At 64.3% G+C, this 15,664-nt stretch carries 18 protein-coding genes; 14 read left to right on the top strand and 4 right to left on the bottom strand.

Annotated features, from left to right (window positions below):
* The first annotated feature begins 2 nt into the window (after positions 1-2).
* On the top strand, positions 3-923 hold the full coding sequence (locus tag NDB2M4_RS12020; RefSeq protein WP_072375291.1) for a 50S ribosomal protein L11 methyltransferase: 921 nt from the start codon (positions 3-5) through the stop codon (positions 921-923).
* Positions 924-930: 7 nt separating this feature from the next.
* Here NDB2M4_RS12020 and NDB2M4_RS12015 read toward each other — a convergent pair whose 3' ends face one another.
* On the bottom strand, positions 931-1,347 hold the full coding sequence (locus NDB2M4_RS12015; RefSeq protein ID WP_072375288.1) for a hypothetical protein: 417 nt from the start codon (positions 1,345-1,347) through the stop codon (positions 931-933).
* A 185-nt stretch (positions 1,348-1,532) separates the two neighbouring features.
* On the opposite strand from NDB2M4_RS12015, the gene NDB2M4_RS12010 reads away from it, so the two are divergent.
* Both NDB2M4_RS12010 and NDB2M4_RS12005 read left to right on the top strand, forming a co-directional pair.
* Positions 1,533-2,114 carry an NnrU family protein gene (locus NDB2M4_RS12010; protein WP_072375284.1) on the top strand — a complete coding sequence of 194 codons (582 nt, stop codon included), beginning with the start codon at positions 1,533-1,535 and terminating at the stop codon, positions 2,112-2,114.
* Positions 2,111-2,608, top strand: coding sequence for an MOSC domain-containing protein (locus NDB2M4_RS12005; RefSeq protein ID WP_072375282.1), 498 nt, complete (start codon positions 2,111-2,113; stop codon positions 2,606-2,608). The genes NDB2M4_RS12010 and NDB2M4_RS12005 overlap by 4 nt, the downstream gene beginning before the upstream one ends.
* A gap of 63 nt (positions 2,609-2,671) precedes the next feature.
* Here NDB2M4_RS12005 and NDB2M4_RS12000 read toward each other — a convergent pair whose 3' ends face one another.
* Entirely contained in the window at positions 2,672-4,411 is a 1,740-nt protein-coding gene (locus tag NDB2M4_RS12000) for a L,D-transpeptidase (protein ID WP_072375279.1), read from the bottom strand.
* A 201-nt stretch (positions 4,412-4,612) separates the two neighbouring features.
* Between NDB2M4_RS12000 and panB the strand changes: the two genes are divergently transcribed.
* The 11 genes from panB to NDB2M4_RS11945 all read left to right on the top strand — a co-directional run bounded on the left by panB (position 4,613) and on the right by NDB2M4_RS11945 (position 14,123).
* Positions 4,613-5,527, top strand: a complete 915-nt coding sequence (gene panB / locus NDB2M4_RS11995) for a 3-methyl-2-oxobutanoate hydroxymethyltransferase (protein WP_083556248.1) — start codon at positions 4,613-4,615, stop codon at positions 5,525-5,527.
* Between the two features lie 144 nt (positions 5,528-5,671).
* Complete coding sequence (locus tag NDB2M4_RS11990) at positions 5,672-6,445, top strand: tetratricopeptide repeat protein (protein ID WP_072375276.1); 774 nt, start codon at positions 5,672-5,674, stop codon at positions 6,443-6,445.
* 22 nt (positions 6,446-6,467) lie between these two features.
* The gene (locus NDB2M4_RS11985) at positions 6,468-7,835 is read left to right on the top strand and encodes an outer membrane protein assembly factor BamB family protein (RefSeq protein WP_244536156.1); all 1,368 of its coding nucleotides are present in this window, start codon (positions 6,468-6,470) and stop codon (positions 7,833-7,835) included.
* 94 nt (positions 7,836-7,929) lie between these two features.
* Positions 7,930-9,291, top strand: a complete 1,362-nt coding sequence (gene der / locus NDB2M4_RS11980; RefSeq protein WP_072375269.1) for a ribosome biogenesis GTPase Der — start codon at positions 7,930-7,932, stop codon at positions 9,289-9,291.
* 139 nt (positions 9,292-9,430) lie between these two features.
* Complete coding sequence (locus NDB2M4_RS11975) at positions 9,431-9,724, top strand: hypothetical protein (protein ID WP_083556246.1); 294 nt, start codon at positions 9,431-9,433, stop codon at positions 9,722-9,724.
* A gap of 255 nt (positions 9,725-9,979) precedes the next feature.
* On the top strand, positions 9,980-10,453 hold the full coding sequence (locus NDB2M4_RS11970; protein WP_072375266.1) for a DNA polymerase III subunit chi: 474 nt from the start codon (positions 9,980-9,982) through the stop codon (positions 10,451-10,453).
* Positions 10,454-10,702: 249 nt separating this feature from the next.
* Positions 10,703-11,578, top strand: coding sequence for a 23S rRNA (adenine(2030)-N(6))-methyltransferase RlmJ (rlmJ, locus tag NDB2M4_RS11965; RefSeq protein ID WP_072375263.1), 876 nt, complete (start codon positions 10,703-10,705; stop codon positions 11,576-11,578).
* Positions 11,579-11,793: 215 nt separating this feature from the next.
* Complete coding sequence (locus NDB2M4_RS11960; RefSeq protein WP_072375260.1) at positions 11,794-12,006, top strand: cold-shock protein; 213 nt, start codon at positions 11,794-11,796, stop codon at positions 12,004-12,006.
* Between the two features lie 162 nt (positions 12,007-12,168).
* Positions 12,169-12,468 carry a hypothetical protein gene (locus NDB2M4_RS11955; protein WP_072375257.1) on the top strand — a complete coding sequence of 100 codons (300 nt, stop codon included), beginning with the start codon at positions 12,169-12,171 and terminating at the stop codon, positions 12,466-12,468.
* 254 nt (positions 12,469-12,722) lie between these two features.
* Positions 12,723-13,058, top strand: coding sequence for a hypothetical protein (locus NDB2M4_RS11950; protein WP_072375254.1), 336 nt, complete (start codon positions 12,723-12,725; stop codon positions 13,056-13,058).
* Between the two features lie 138 nt (positions 13,059-13,196).
* Positions 13,197-14,123 (top strand): hypothetical protein, encoded by a 927-nt coding sequence (locus NDB2M4_RS11945; RefSeq protein WP_139247231.1) that lies wholly within the window; start codon positions 13,197-13,199, stop codon positions 14,121-14,123.
* A 68-nt stretch (positions 14,124-14,191) separates the two neighbouring features.
* Here the strand turns inward: NDB2M4_RS11945 and fetB are convergent, their stop codons facing one another.
* Positions 14,192-14,974 (bottom strand): ABC transporter permease, encoded by a 783-nt coding sequence (gene fetB, locus NDB2M4_RS11940; protein WP_072375248.1) that lies wholly within the window; start codon positions 14,972-14,974, stop codon positions 14,192-14,194.
* Positions 14,971-15,582 (bottom strand): ABC transporter ATP-binding protein, encoded by a 612-nt coding sequence (locus NDB2M4_RS11935; protein ID WP_083556244.1) that lies wholly within the window; start codon positions 15,580-15,582, stop codon positions 14,971-14,973. The genes fetB and NDB2M4_RS11935 overlap by 4 nt, the downstream gene beginning before the upstream one ends.
* Positions 15,583-15,664: the final 82 nt, after the last annotated feature.

Here is a 15,664-nt window from a genome sequence, read left to right as displayed (position 1 = left end):
CCATGCGCATCGAATATCACCGCACGCTTATCGCCGATCGCGTCCGCAACGCCGCTTTCGAAAAGGCTTTGCGCTCGGTGATCAAGAAGGGCGAAACAACCGTAGCCGATATCGGCACCGGCACCGGGCTCCTCGCGCTGATGGCCGCTAAGCTCGGCGCACGTGAGGTCTATCTTTACGAGACCGCCGAGGTTGGCGGTGTCGCCGAGAAAATCCTCAAAGCAAACGGCGCCCGCAACTGCCATCTCATCCCGTGCCATTCGACCGAGATGGTCGACCCACCACGCGTCGACGTCGTCGTCTCCGAAACGCTCGGCAACTACGCCTTCGAAGAGCACACCATTGAGACGCTCGCCGATGCGAAGAAGCGCTTCCTGAAGCCGGGCGGCGTACTCATTCCGCGCGCACTGAAGCAGTTCGTGGCGCCCGTTGTTAGCGACCGCATCGCACGCGACTTCGCCGCCTGGGACGCGACAGGCTTCGACCTCTCGGTCGCCCGCCTCATGAGCCTCAACAACATTTACGTGCGCACGATGAAGCCGGCTGAACTGCTCGCCGCCAAGGTCTGGGACGAGATCACCTTCGGCTCCGATGCCCGCTCGACGCGCAAGGGACAAGCCAGCTGGAAGCTCGACGAAGCAACGACAGTTTACGGCTTCGCCGTCTGGTGGGAGGCGGAACTCACGCCCGGCGTGCATCTGTCGACTTCACCGGACGCCCCACGCACGCACTGGGAGCAGCTTTATTTCCCGCTGCTCGCCCCGATTTGCGCAGCCAAAGGCGAGACGGTCGGGATCAACCTGCGCTCGCGCACGACGCCCGAAGCTGGCACCCACGTCGCCTGGATCGCCACGCACACCAACGCCAAGGGCCGCGAAACCACGCGCCAGTCGCTCAATCTCGATAAGGGCTACCTGCCCTAAAAGCTGCTCACACGCGCAGCAGCAGGGCTGCAAGCCCAATGATGCCGATCGCGATGGTGAGCGTCGTCGCCCACGCGATGGCGTGGCTCATCTTTTCCTGGCGATGTGCGCGCCGAGCGTTTTCGAGCCACTCCGCGCTCGGCGGCGTCATCGTCACCTGACCGAGATCGTCGATCACCTCATCGAGTGATCTCGGATCGGTCGGAACCGGCGCAGGCACTTCCACTTCGTTCGCGGTGAACGCTTCAGGCGCCGCCTTTTCTGCGGACTTGGCCGTAAACTCAGCCGCATCTGGATGTTTCGGTTCGACGCGGGCCAAACGGCTCAAAAGCGGGCGATGATGCATGGCGCGGGCGATCTCGCCGGCCAGCTGGGGGTCCTCGGAGCCATCGTAGTCGGGCTTCAGCTGAGCTTCGGCGCCCATGGCAGCTCTCCCTCGTCATGGACCACATTTATCGCGGCCATCATGTTCCGGTGCCGGCGCGGCGGCCATCGGACAACCGGTTTGCACTAGCGGCCGGCGCCCCCGGCCACTAAACATGCGCGGGCGAGATGGCTGCAGCGTGGCAATGATTCGCCCGCTCTGGCAATTCCCTGGGGGAGGCGACAATGCTGGTAATGGTGCTTGGACTCATCGTTTTCTTTGCGATCCACATCGTTCCGACCAATGCGGAGCTGAAAAACGGGCTCGTCGCGCGCTTCGGCCCGACGGGCTACAAGGGCATATTCGCCGTCGTCTCACTGATCGGCCTGGCGCTGATCGTGCTGGGCTTCCACAAGCTCCAGCTGCACCCCGGCAAGAACCCCATCCTCTGGGATCCGCCGACTTGGACGCGCCACATCGCCATGCCGCTGATGCTGCTGTCGATGATCTCGCTCGCGGCGGCGTACATTCCTTCGCATATCCACGTCTGGCTCAAGCACCCGATGCTCGTGGCCATCAAAATCTGGGCGCTGGCGCATCTGCTGGCCAACGGCGACCTTGCCTCCCTGCTGCTGTTCGGCAGCTTCCTCGCCTTCGCCGTCTATGACCGCATCTCAGTGAAGCGCCGCGGCGATCTTGGCCCGCTCGGCAAGGGCTCCGGCCCGTGGATCAACGATATCATCGTCGTCGCCATCGGCGTCGCCCTGTACGCCGTCATCGTGTTCTATTTGCACGAGCTGGTGATCGGCGTTTCTCCAATGGCATGACCGGACGGCTGATCGGCATTGCATGGCGGTCGGCGCGACGCGCGCCGATGCACACGGTCGATGCCGTCGATATCAGTCTAGAGAAGGGCGTCGAAGGCGATCACAAGGGCGCCAAATTCAAGCGCCGCGCGGTCACCATCCTCGCCATCGAGGATTGGAAGGCGGCGCTATCAGACGTAGCCGCTGCGAGCTCCGATCCAATCGATCTCGATTGGACCGCGCGCCGCGCCAACCTTCTTGTCGAGGGCATCCGCCTGCCGCGCGCCATTGGCGCAACGCTGCGTATCGGCCCGGCGCTCCTGGAAGTAACCTATCCGACAACGCCCTGTTCACGCATGGACGAAGCGCTCGCCGGACTGCGCAAGGCGCTGCATCCCGATTGGCGCGGCGGCGTCACCTGCCGGGTGCTCGAAGGGGGACACGTGGCGCTGGGCGACAGCGTCGAGATCATCCACGCCCCGCCTGAACGCAAGGCGCAAAGGCTGCCGGGCTGATCCTCGCGCAAACGAAAAGAGGCGCCATTGGCGGCGCCTCTTTCGATTTCATTGTCACAGTGATCAGTAGTAGCTCGACATCGAGCTGTCGGGGCGGCTGCGCCATGGTTCGACAATGAACTCGGTGCGTGCGCTCGTCTCACGGCTGAGGCCGTAATCCGAGATGATCATCGACGAGCCTGGCTTCATCAGCTCGGCGAGCTGCTCTTCGGCCTCTTTGGGGATCTGGATTCGCTCCAGCGCCGACTGCGCATCGGCATCATGGCCGCCTGCCACGACGGGTGCCTCGTCGTCGTGCCGGCGCTTCTTGCGGCTCGAGTACCACACCCGTGTGCTCGGCTTCAGCGTCACCGCGCTCCAGCGCAACGCCTTTTCGCCGTTCGTGAATGCGGTCGCCGTCAGCACGTGCGTGCCCAGAGGCGCGCTCGGATCGGCGATCGTCACCGGCACGTCCATCACCTGCACGAAGCCGAGTTTGGCGACGAGCCGGCCCGTCTTGCGGCTGATGAATACCGAAACGGGGTAGTGCTTACGCTCCTCCAGCGCATCGGCGGCTGTCAGCGCATCCTTGGCAGCCGTGACGGTGTCAGCGGCGTGCCCGGCATCATCGACAGCAACCTTGCGCGCTTTTTCCAGCGCCACCGCATCGGCCTCGGCCTGCTTCACCTTCGCCGACTGCGCATTGGCAGCACGTTGAGCTGCCGCCGAGGCGTCGACTGCGTCGAGCATCTTCGTCTCGCCCGCAATCTCCTCCGCCTTCAATTTCTCCAGCGCTGCGCCATCGACCTTGTCGACATCGATTTTCGATAGCTTCGCCGCCAGTGCGTTGAACGTCGAGGTAGCTGCGTCCGCTGTCTTGGCCAACTTGCGCGCGATCGCAGCGAGGCGGTCCTCTTCCTTGCGCTCTTTCTTGATCGTCTCTTTTGCGTCCCGCGCCGCGGCGGTGGCCGCCTGCACCTGCAAGTCGGCAGCAGCCTTTGCAGTTTCGGAAGCCGCTATCGTCGCAACCAGATGCTCGCGTTCCGCGGCGCGCTCGGCAGCAGCCATGGCGCGCGTGCGCCGCGATGAGTTGCCGTTTTGCGGTACGATCATATCGTGGATGTCGGCTTGGCCCGAAGCGGCGGCCGGCACGGCGCTCGCAGACGTGCTGGCCGTATCGTCGGGAGCCAGTGGCGCGATGAGATGCGGGCTGCTGAATTCTTCCGGCTTCAGATCGGCTTCGCTGATGATCACGCGCGCACCGACATCGGTGATGCCAAACAGGCTTCGCGCGAAGCTGTAGGGAAGGCGGATGCAACCGTGCGAGGCGGGATACCCTGGGATCTCGCCCGCATGCAGTGCCACCCCGGAGTTGGTGACACGCTGCATGAACGGCATCGGCGCACCACCGTAAAGGTTCGAGTGGTGCGTGCGGTTCTTCTCCAGGATGCTGAACACGCCGGTGGGCGTTTCATGTCCGCGCATGCCGCTCGATATCGGCGACTTCGCGATCTGCTTGCCGTCGTCGTAGACGGTGACGGTCTGATTGTTGATCGACACCACCAGCACCAGGGGGCCCTTCGGCTTCGGCAGCGTCGATGCCTGTTTGTCGTCCGTCGGCTCGACATAGCGCGGAGCCGCCCGGCGCGCGCGCCGCGGCTTCTGCTGCCAGGAACCCGAGTTGCCCCACCCCCACGGGTAGAACTGAGCCTCGGCCCGCTCGGGGGTCGCCGCGACCAGGAAACTGGCAGCGAGCAGGGCACCGATTGATACGTGCAGGCGGCCGGACGCGGCGCCGACAACACCTTTTGCGATCTTGAGCAAGCAAGGCCCCCGAAAACTGAGTGTGTCTCTGAAGAGTTTGCTCTATCTGATAATTTTAACCCTAAATCTTCGTTAGCAACGCCATGAAAATAAATTCTTTTTGAAGGTTGTCTATCGCCCAGTATCCGCCGCCACTGGCCTTCTCGCCGCGTCATCACTAGCTTCGCGCGACGTCGTGGCGAGAATAGAGTAAGTTAGCGCATGTCTGTACACTCGACCCAGAAGCGCCTGATGGCGCCCGACATCGCCGCCATGAAGAAGCGCGGGGAGCCCATCGTGGCCCTCACCGCCTATCATGCGCACACGGCCGCCATCGCCGACCGGCATTGCGATTTCCTGCTCGTCGGCGATAGCCTCGGCATGGTCATGCACGGCTTCGAGACCACCGTGCCGGTGCCGCTCGACCTTATGATCATGCATGGCCGTGCCGTCGTTCGCGGCGCAAGGCACGCGCTGGTCGTGGTCGATATGCCCTTCGGCTCCTACGAGGAGAGCCCGGCCGTCGCCTTCCGCAACTGCGCCCGCGTCATGAAGGAAACCGACTGCGGCGCCGTTAAAATCGAGGGCGGACGCCGGATGGCCGAGACCATCCGCTACCTCGTCGACCGGGGCATCCCGGTCATGTCCCACATCGGCCTGACGCCGCAATCGGTCAATGTCATCGGCGGATTCAGGGCCCAGGGCCGCCATCGCGACGAATGGGCGGCGATCGAGGAGGATGCCCGGGAGGTCGCCGAGGCTGGTGCTTTCGCCATCGTGCTGGAAGCGATCACCGAGCCACTGGCCGCCCGCATTACCGCCGCCGTCCCCATCCCCACCATCGGCATCGGCGCCTCATCCTCGTGCGACGGCCAGATCCTCGTGATGGAGGACATGCTGGGCATAAGCCCGCGCGTGCCGCGCTTCGTGAAGAAGTTCGGTAAGGTCGGCGAAGCCATCGAGGGCGCCATCCGCGACTACGCCGAGGACGTCCGCAAGCGCGCTTTCCCGACCCCCGAGCACACCTACGCCATGCAGGATGGTGCCCCGGTAAAGAGGCAACAGGCCACCGAGCGTGTCTCTGCAACCGGCGGCAGAGTCACGAAAAAGTCGAAAACCCCCGCCAGCAAAGCGTAGGGCGCCTTTCAGGCTCCCCGGTCGGCGAACGCTGATCAATCGCTTGCACGGGGGGAGCCGTTGGCTATGTATGCGGCTTTCCGGAGCCTCGCCTGGGGCTCTCACAAGAACAACGCCAAGGTTCAGGGCTGAAAAGAGCAAGCGATGGCACAGACGGATGACGATCTTCTCCGCCAAGTCGAAGAAGAGCTTCGGCGAGAGCGTTTAGAGAAGATCTGGAAGCAGTACGGCACCTACATCATCATCGCTGCGGCACTGATCGTAGTCGGCGTGGCGGGCTATAAGATTTGGGAAAGCCGTCGCCTCGCCGCGGCTCAGGCCTCTGGCGCCATGTACGAAGGGGCGCTCCAGCTCCTCAACGACAAGAAGGACGGCAGCGCCGAGAAGGAATTCGAGAAGCTGGCAAGCGATGGCGCCGCCGGCTACCGCGGACTTTCGCAGCTGCAAATTGCCGGCCTCCTCGCCAAGCAGGGCAAAAAGGCCGAGGCGCTCGCTGCTTATGATGCGCTGGCCGCCAGCAGCAACGGCGACATCATGCTCCGCGAGTTTGCACGCCTGCAGGCCGCCGGACTGCGCGTCGGCGACGTGGACTTTACCGACATCGAGAATCGGCTCACCCCTCTGATGGCCGATACCAGCCCCTGGCGCTACAGCGCCCGCGAGTTGCTGGGTCTGGCCGCCTTCAAGGCTGGAAAAATGAGCGAGGCGCGCACCATCCTGACGCCTCTCTTCGTCGACCAGCAGACGCCGCAAAGCATTGCCGAGCGTGCGCAGATCATCATGGCGGAGATCGCCGCGGGAGAGATCGCTAAGAAGGCTGACGCTTCGCCGCCCGCCGCCGAAGCATCGCCTTCTGAAAAGGCCAAGCCAGCGGACGCTGCACCTGCAGCATCGCAACCGCCGGCCAAAAAGGACTAGGTAGGGGGATATGAGGGGACGGGTGAAGGGGGCAGGGCTGATCGGTGCCGCGCTTTGCATCGGCGCGTCGCTAGCCGGCTGCGCTGGCGATGGACCCTCGCTCCCCAAGATCTCCAGCCTCAACCCCTTCGCTGAAAAGCAGGTGGCGCTTCCCGGCAAGCGTATCCCGGTGATGCAGCAGCCCGGCGTCGAAACGGGTGAACTCGCCGACGCGTTCGCCCCCATCACGCTGCCCGCCCCCCGCGTCAACGACAACTGGGCTCAGCCCGGCGGCGAGCCGAGCAACGCGCCCGGAAATCTGGCGTACAATGGCGGCACCAACGTCGTTTGGACCGCTGACGTGGGTACCGGCTCCGGCAGCAGTGGGCGCCTTACCGCGCGCCCTGTCGTGTACGGCGGCTATATCTTCACGCTCGACGCCGACGGCACCGTTGCTGCGTTCTCGACCACCAACGGCAACGCCGCCTGGCGCACGTCCTTGAAGCCGAAACGCGAATCCAGCGGAAGCTGGTACTCCCTCGGCCTCGGCGGCAGCAGCAGCGGTGGCGGGTTTGGCGGCGGCTTGGCATTCGACAATGGCCGCCTCTATGCAGCGACTGGCTACGGCAATGTCGTCGCCGTCGATCCCCAGAACGGCAAGGCGATCTGGGAGAAGCAACTCGAAGCCCCGGTTCGTTCGTCGCCTACGGCAGTCGGTGATCGCGTTTATGCCATCACGCTCGATGGCCGCTTCTTCTGCCTGGCGGGAGCCGATGGCGGTGAATTGTGGTCGGTCCGCGGCCTGCCGCAGCAGGCGAGCCTCATCAACAATGCCAGCCCAGCCGTCGACGCCGGTATCGTCGCCGTACCCTATCCGTCCGGCGACTTGGTCGCCCTGCGCATCGCCGACGGCACGACCGCCTGGACCGAGAGCCTTGCCCGCAGCCGGACCACGTCGCAGATCGCCTCAATGAGTGATGCTGCACGCCCCGCCATCGACAACGGCACCGTATTCGCCGTCGGCCACGCCGGCCGCATGATCGCGACGCAGGCCGAAAGCGGCGAGCGTCTGTGGTCGATCAACGTGCCCGGAACGCAGACCCCGTGGGTCGCGGGCGGCAGCGTGTTCGTCGTCGATACTCAGGGCCAGCTCATGGCTCTGTCGCGCAACGACGGCAAGACGCAGTGGACGGCAAAGCTCCCCGGCAAAGGCGCTTGGGCCGGCCCCACCCTCGCTGGCGGGACGCTGTGGCTCACCTCGTCCGCCGGAAACCTGGTCGGCGTCGAGGCGACGACCGGCCGTGTCGTGACCCAGAAGGAACTTGGCGGCTCCTTCTATATCGCGCCCATCGTGGCTCAGGGGCGCATGTACGTCCTCAACGACGACGCCAAGCTGATCGCCCTGAATTAACCCCCCTTAACCGATCAGTCGGCGGGGATGGCTATCTTAACGCCAGCGAATGCGCGATAAGCGCCGCTCAATGTAGCTGGTCGATCCCGTCCGAATGTCCACCGCCCTCCCTGTCATCGCCATTATTGGCCGCCCCAACGTCGGCAAATCGACGCTGTTCAACCGGTTGACCGGCAGGCGCACCGCGCTCGTCTCCGACATGCCGGGGCTGACGCGCGACCGCCGCGAGGGAGAAGCCGATCTCGGCGGCCATCCCGTCACCATCGTCGACACCGCCGGTCTCGAGCAGGCAAAGCGCGGGTCCATCGCCGAGCGCATGCGCCAGCAGAGCGAAGCCGCCATCGGCACCGCCGATCTCATCCTCTTCGTCGTCGATGCACGCGACGGCATCACGCCCGACGACAAGTCTTTCGCGCGCATCGTCCGAGCCTCCGGCCGTCCGGTGATCCTCGTCGCCAACAAGAGCGAAGGCCGCGCCGGCGAAGCTGGTTTCTACGCCGCCTTCGAACTCGGCTTCGGCGAGCCGACGGCGATCTCGGCCGAGCACGGTGAAGGCCTCGGCGATCTGATCGTCGAGATGCTATCGGCGCTCGGTCTCAAGGAGACGGCGGCCAGTGCCGTTGAGGAGAGCGCGACCTCGCGGCCGATCCGGGTTGCCATCGTCGGCCGCCCGAACGCTGGCAAGTCTACGCTGGTCAACGCGTTCCTCGGCGAGGACCGCATGATCACCGGCCCCGAGCCGGGCCTGACGCGCGACAGCGTGCCGAGCGACCTCGAATGGTCGGGCCGAAGGGTGCGCCTGTTCGATACGGCAGGGCTCCGGCGCAAGGCCAAGATCAATGAGCTTGCCGAAAAGCTCAGCGCCTCCGACGCCATCCGCGCCATCCGCTTCGCCGAGGTCGTTGTTCTTCTCATCGACGCCGAGCGCCCGTTCGAGCATCAGGACCTGACCATCGGCGACCTCGTCACCGAGGAAGGCCGCGCGCTCGTCATTGCCGTCAACAAGTGGGATCTCGTCGAGGACAAGCAGAGAGCGCTGAAGGATCTGCGTGAGACGCTTGCCGAACGTCTCGCTCAGGTGTCTGGCGTTGCGCTTGTCCCGATCTCCGCTCTCAGCGGACGGGGCATTGACCGTTTGTCGAAAGCAGTGCTGGAAGCCTACGACATCTGGAACCGTCGCGTGCCGACGCCCGATCTCAATCGCTGGCTTCAAGAGGCTCTGGCCCGTCACGCGCCGCCTGCTGCCGCCGGACGCCGGATAAAGATCCGCTACATCACGCAGCCGTCGACGCGCCCGCCGACGTTCGTTGCCTTTTGCTCGCGGCCGGAAGAGCTGCCGAAGTCATACTTGCGTTACCTGACAAACAGCTTGCGCGAAGCATTCAAACTGCCGGGCGTCCCTTTGCGCCTGAACTTGCGCAAGGGCGATAATCCGTACGCTAAGCATAAGAGCTGAGGGCATTTTTCCGCTGTCGCGGCATGTCTGTCACTGGCTTCGAATCGTTGCTTGCGCTACTCTGGATTCGCAAACTCGTGGCGGGAATCCGGGTTTGCGGGCTGCGGCTCGGGGGAAGCTCTAAAGAGAAATCAGATATATGCAGATGTGCTCTGACAGCCGGGTGCGCCCGGTGGTTCGCGTTGCCGCTCTGGCCGGTGGTGCTGCGCTTTTCGCGATTGCATTTGGTTCGGCGGCGAATGCCTACTCTTCACGCGTCAACTCTGCCTGTGAGCGCGACTACTATCGTCACTGCGCCAAGTACTCGATCGGCACGCCCGAGCTGCGTAGCTGCATGATGGCTTCCCGCCGTTCGCTTTCGCGCCGTTGCATCGACGCGCTGGTCGCCGCAGGCGAAGTGCCCAAGCGCTATCTGACCAGCATCAAGAAGTAAGCGCTCAGTCCGTCGGGCCTGAGAGGGCCGAACCTGAGAGGGGAATGCAGCGGGCGGGAGTAGCGGCGAACCCGAAGATGCCGCTAGCTCCACCGCCCGCACGGACGACAGCCGCACGTCTGGCGCCGCTCCGGACCCCGATAAGTAGGTAAGCCAATAGGGCAGCGCAAGGGTCAATTGTCTTTGCGCTGCAGCATCTACGACGGCTCCATCACGCGAGCGTGCATCGCGTCGGAGAGCGGGTATAATTCCCGCATGACATCGCCCTCATCATCCTCGCCGACCGAAGTCCTTTTCTACCATCTCGAGCAGCAGACGCTCGAGAAGGTGCTGCCGAGTCTCGTCGAGAAGACGCTCGAGCGTGGATGGCGCGCCGTCATTCAGTCCGGGTCGCAAGAGCGGCTCGCCGTTATCGATCAGGCACTGTGGACCTACAAGGACGATAGCTTCCTCGCCCACGGCTCCGCCAAGGACGGCTTTGCCGCCGAGCAGCCAGTCTATCTGACGACGACAGGGGAAACACCGAACGGGGCTGGAGTGCGCTTTCTTGTCGACGGCGCCGAGGCCGAAGCCTTCACCGGCTTCATTCGCATCGTCTATCTGTTCGATGGCAACGATACCGACGCCGTGAAAACCGCGCGCTCGCAATGGACCGCCGCTAAGGGTGCCGGCTGTCCAGTGACCTACTGGCAGCAGAGCGCCTCCGGAAAATGGGAACGCAAGGCGTAGAGGTGCGAACCAGCACTTGCCACCTTCCAAAAAAAGAACCCCGCGGGGGTGGCGGGGTTCAAAGTTTGGAGGAGGTGGAGCGATCCCGAGAAGCCCGTCCGGCGGGTGGGCCGTAAGTGCCTCTCATGAACGCATCATCGCCCTGATCCTCCCCCCGCGCCGTTCCCGGCGGAACAGGCGCGGAAAAAAGCGCCCCGCCTGCTGGGGCATCCCTTGACACCGCGCGGCCCGGCGCGCTGATCGCTGTCCATGAATTACCGACACGCCTACCACGCCGGAAACTTCGCCGACGTCGTCAAGCACGCGACGCTCGCGCTCGTCATCGAGCACATGAAGCTGAAGCCCGCGCCGTTCCGCATCATCGACACGCACGCTGGCATCGGCGTTTACGACCTCGCTTCCATCGAGGCACAGAAGACGGGTGAATGGCGCGAAGGCATCGGCCGCGTTCTCGATGCAAAGCTCTCGCCCGAAGTCGAGCAGCTTCTCGCTCCTTACTTGTCGGTGGTCCGCCAGTTAAATCCCGCGGACGCCGTCATCCGCTATCCCGGCAGCCCGCTGATCGCGCGCGAATTGATGCGTGCCGACGATCGCCTCGTCGTCAACGAACTGCATCCCGAGGACCATAAGGCGCTGAACCGGCTCTTCGCGCACGACCCGCAGGTCAAAGTGATGTCGCTCGATGCCTGGACGGCAGTGAAAGCTCTGCTGCCCCCGCCCGAGCGTCGCGGCGTGGTGCTGATCGACCCCGCGTTCGAGCAACCCGGCGAACTGGACCGGTTGATCACAGCGCTGAAGGAGGGCGTCCGCCGTTTTGCAGGCGGCACTTACCTTCTGTGGTACCCGATCAAGGAGCAGCGGCCCGTCACTGCCTTCCGCAAGAAGGTCGCCGAACTTGGCCTGCCGAAAGCGACAGCCTACGAGTTGACGATCCGCGATCCCGAGGACGAGACCCGCCTGAACGGCGCCGGTCTCATCGTCATCAATGGACCATTCACGCTCGCCGCCAAGATGAAGGCGTTGCTGCCCGAGCTTGCGCGCGTACTGCAGCAGGCGAAGGGTGGCGGGTTCCGCATTGAAAATTTGGGAAACGAGGATCCGGGCGGCGTCAAGTCAGTTGAGTGAGGTGTTGCGTCGCAGATGGTTTTCCTCGATACTTTCCCGGCTCGGGCAAGCAATCGTCCCGGCGGAGACTTAGAGTAGCTTTGAGATTATGGCGCGCATGTCGTGCTCACTGACATTTCCCCCCGCATTGCGAACAGTTTCCCGAGCTTCCCCCCGGTGCGGTCTCTGCTGAGCCGCGCCGTTTTCATTGATTGCGCACGTTAGGAGAATTCGCGATGCGCCAGAGCGGTACCGTCAAATTCTACAACGCCCAGAAGGGTTATGGCTTCATCAAGCCCGACGATGGCGGCAAGGACGTGTTCGTGCATGTGACTGCGGTCGAGCGCGCGGGCATATCCAATCTCGACGAAGGCGCGCGCATCTCTTTCGAAACCGAGCCTGACAAGCGCGGCAAGGGCCCAAAGGCCGTGAATCTCCAGTCGTCCTGACGTGACGACACCCGGCGCCATGCGGACCCCTGCCGCGTGGCGTCACCCCGCCGCAACGATCCCCTCATTTTTTCAGCTGACGAGCGCTCGGCGATGGGCAAGCGACCGCGTCTGCGGCAATCTCCCCCTCTATTGTATCTACCGTTGTCCGGGGAGCTCAGAATGATGAAGTCGATCGGGGCGGCCGCTGTTGCCGCCACTTTGGTGTTTGCCGGCTTTGCTGGCGATGCCGAGGCGAAGTGCTTCAAGAAAACCGCGTCCGGCACCGCGCCCAGCATGGATGGCGCCAAGTTTCAGGTGAAGGAAGCCATTCTCCAATCGTTCGATTGGGGCGTATGGGCCGCTTTCATGGCCTCAGGTTCCACGCCGGGTTATCGCGTCAGCACGCCGGCCTATAAGTGCAAGCCCGGCGGCCTCGGCTACAACTGCGTGGGCACCTCGACCATCTGCAAGACCGGCTGAGGCTTGCCGCAAGCCCAAATCGGCACAATTTAACTGTCTTCGTTAACCATTCGCTGGTGGCTCAGCGCGATAATGCCCTGAAGTGCCGGGAGACCGGCGCTTCGGCGGCTGGGCCACCTCGGGTCGAGCGTGGTTAGCGGGTGACAGGGCTCGGCAAAAAGCTGAACGGCACGGACTTTCACACGCCAGAACGGCGTTTTCCGTTATCCTCCGGCCCTACATTCGGGGTGGTTGGAATATACAAGGACAGGACAATGAGCCTCTTTCGCGTTTGCACCGGGATCGTCGCCGCGGCCGGCCTCCTGACGCTCGCCACCCTGGTTGGCGCTGGCGACTATATCGCCTCGGGCGCCTACGCTGACGAGAGCGTGCAGAAAAAGAAGAAGAAAACGGTGCGTCGCAAGGACGGCCGTACGTACGCCGTCGAGCAGGGCGCCTCGCCTGCGGAGATCGCCCGCTACTTCGCCCTCTATGGCGGTTACATCGACCCCTCGATCAACAAGCAGTCGCCGGGCGGCCCGTTCGACAGCGGCTTCTTCTTTGATTCGGGTATCGGCCGGAACGGCGGCGATTCACCCTACATGAACTGAGGCATTTGCGTCGCCGCGATTGCGCTATCTTTCTCCTGCACAGCTTTGCAAGCTCGACGCCTAGGCAGGGGCAAAGTGCCCCTTTATAAGGCTTTGAGGATCTGGACGTTTAGTCCGCGCCGACGGGGGATTACGACAATGCGCGCTACGCCAACAATCGCCTTCGCGTCAGTGCTGCTTGGGACAGTCGCCGCGTTCGCGGTGCCTGCGAACGCCGCCTGCAAGAAGTTTGGCTTCACGGTCAACGACTACGGCAAGGACGGCCCGACCAACGACGCCAAAAACCTACTCGACAAGCACATCACCGAGTGGGCTGCAAAGAACGGCGTCACTGACTACTCCACCGGCAAGAAGACGGTGAGCTGCGAGCTGTTCCTCGACGTGATCCTCTTCGACGAGCACACCTGCACCGCTTCGGCGACAGTGTGCTGGGGACCCGACGCCAAGAAGCTTGGCAGCCAGTCCGCTGCGGCCCCCGCTGAGGAGTCTCCGACGGGCGCACCGCCGGCGCCTGTGCGCAAGGCCGAAGCGCTCGGCACCGCCACGCATCAGGCAGCAGCGCCAGCCAGCGCAGATGCCGCCGCGGCTGAAGCCGATGTCTCCACCGACGCCCCTGCCGCAGATACCGCTGCGGTCGAGGCGGCACCGACCACGCCTGTCGAGCACATCGCCGCTCCGGCCGAAACGCCCGCAGCCGCACCCGCCGTCCATACCGCTCCTCCTGCGGCACAGCCCGCTCCCAGCCAGGCAGCAGCGCCTGCCGCCCCTGCAACGACGGGCGCCGTCGTCGAGACGGGTGCTCTCCAGGCCGGTCAGAACTTTGCGCCGCAAGATCAGCGTCGGGCCACGGCCGTCGCTCCCGAGCCCGACCGCGCTGCCGCCGCAGCTGCAGCCGCCTCAGCCGCAGCTGCCGCAGAGCGCGCAGCTCAGGCTGCCGAGACCGCTGCCAACGCTGCCAAGGAAGCCGCTGCAGCAGCAGTCGCCGCCAGCGCCGCTAGCAAGCGCGGCGCAACGGTGCCCCCGCTCAATCACGCATCGGGCTCTCAGCCGGCGCACGCTGAATAAGCTGCCGGCCTCGGTGAACGATCCAACGCCCGCGCTCGTCGCGGGCGTTATCGCTTAAGGGTACGGCGTCACATCAGCCGCAGCCGGTGGCGGGCGTCAGTCAGCAGCATGACGCCTCCGACCGCCGCCAGCAGCGATGCAAGTGCCGTTGCCCCCGCGATCAGGAACATGATCAGCACCTGATATTTAGCTGCCCCGATGGGATCGGCCCCGGCAATGATCTGACCGGTCATCATACCGGGTAGCGCCACGATGCCCGTTGTCGCCATCGAGTTGAGCATAGGCATCATGCCCGTGCGCAAAGCCGATCGAAGCGGCCCCGAGAGCGCTTCGAACCGCGTTGCTCCAAGTGCCAGGCGAGCCTCGATGGCACCACGTTCGCGCCGTGCCGCCTCGCTCAGGCTGTCCAGCACGAGCGCAACGGCCGTCATCGTATTTCCCATCACCATGCCCAGGATCGGCAGAATGTAGCGCGCCCCGTACCAGGGTGTCGGCGTAATGACGAAGCCGACACCGAAGATCGTCACGAACGTGCCGACGAACAGCAGCGTCGCCCCGCTCAGTCCCATCAACGGCCAGGTGGGAAGCTGCCCATTGAGCCGACCCGCGATCTCCAGCGTCGCCGCCGCGACCATGATCACCGCAAACCCGGCGGTCCACACTGGCGACGTCTGCGCGAAGATGAGCTTCAGCACGATGCCGATCAGCGCCAGCTGGATCACCATGCGCACCGCCGCGATGGCGATGCTCTTTTCCAGCCCGAGCCGGAACGCCCACGAGATCGCACCGTTGGCGATCAGCAGCGTCGCTGCCAGCACCAGGTCGAGATAGCTCAGCGGCACGTAGCTCATGGCGCAGAGGCCTCTGTCGCGTTTGCAGCGCTGGATAGAACCAGCCGCGCATCCGCCAGCCGCTTCACCTGTGCCGCGTTATGGCTCACGAGCACGACGCTTCGCCCGGCCAGCATCTGAAACCTGATCAGTTCTTCCACGAGCGCTGTGCTTTGCGGATCGAGTGCGCCGGTGGGCTCGTCGAGCAGCAGCACCTTCGGCTCGTCCAGCAGCGCCCGGACGAGCGCCAATCGCTGGCGCTCTCCCGTCGACAGCACGGCAACGGGTCGATCCAGAGCGCCGGCATCGAGATCCAGCGACACCAGCAGCCGATTGAGTTTTTCAGCGGATGCCTTCGGCGGCAGGCCACCGCGCGGCGTGTCCGTCCACCATGCGGGTTCGGCAGCGCAATACCGCACCAGCCGCCGCCACTGAGGCGGCGATACCTCGTGTCGTTCGACACCATCGACGAACACCTGTCCGGGAGCTGGATCGAGGTCGGCCATCGCGCGTAGCAGCAGCGTCTTGCCGGAGCCCGACGGACCCTCGACCGCAAGGCATTCTCCGTCTGCAACCTCGAACGTGAGGGGCCGCAGCTTGCCAGCCTGCAATCGTTCAACGCGCAGCACGGAGTATTCCTTCGGCTCGATGGCCGCCGAGGAGGCTTAGCAGGTCACGTCGCCGTTCCTGCCAAAGCCGGCGCGGAGCGCC

The organism is Hyphomicrobium sp. NDB2Meth4, from assembly GCF_900117445.1.
Taxonomy (GTDB): domain Bacteria; phylum Pseudomonadota; class Alphaproteobacteria; order Rhizobiales; family Hyphomicrobiaceae; genus Hyphomicrobium_A.
This window is presented reverse-complemented; position numbering and strand designations above follow the sequence as displayed.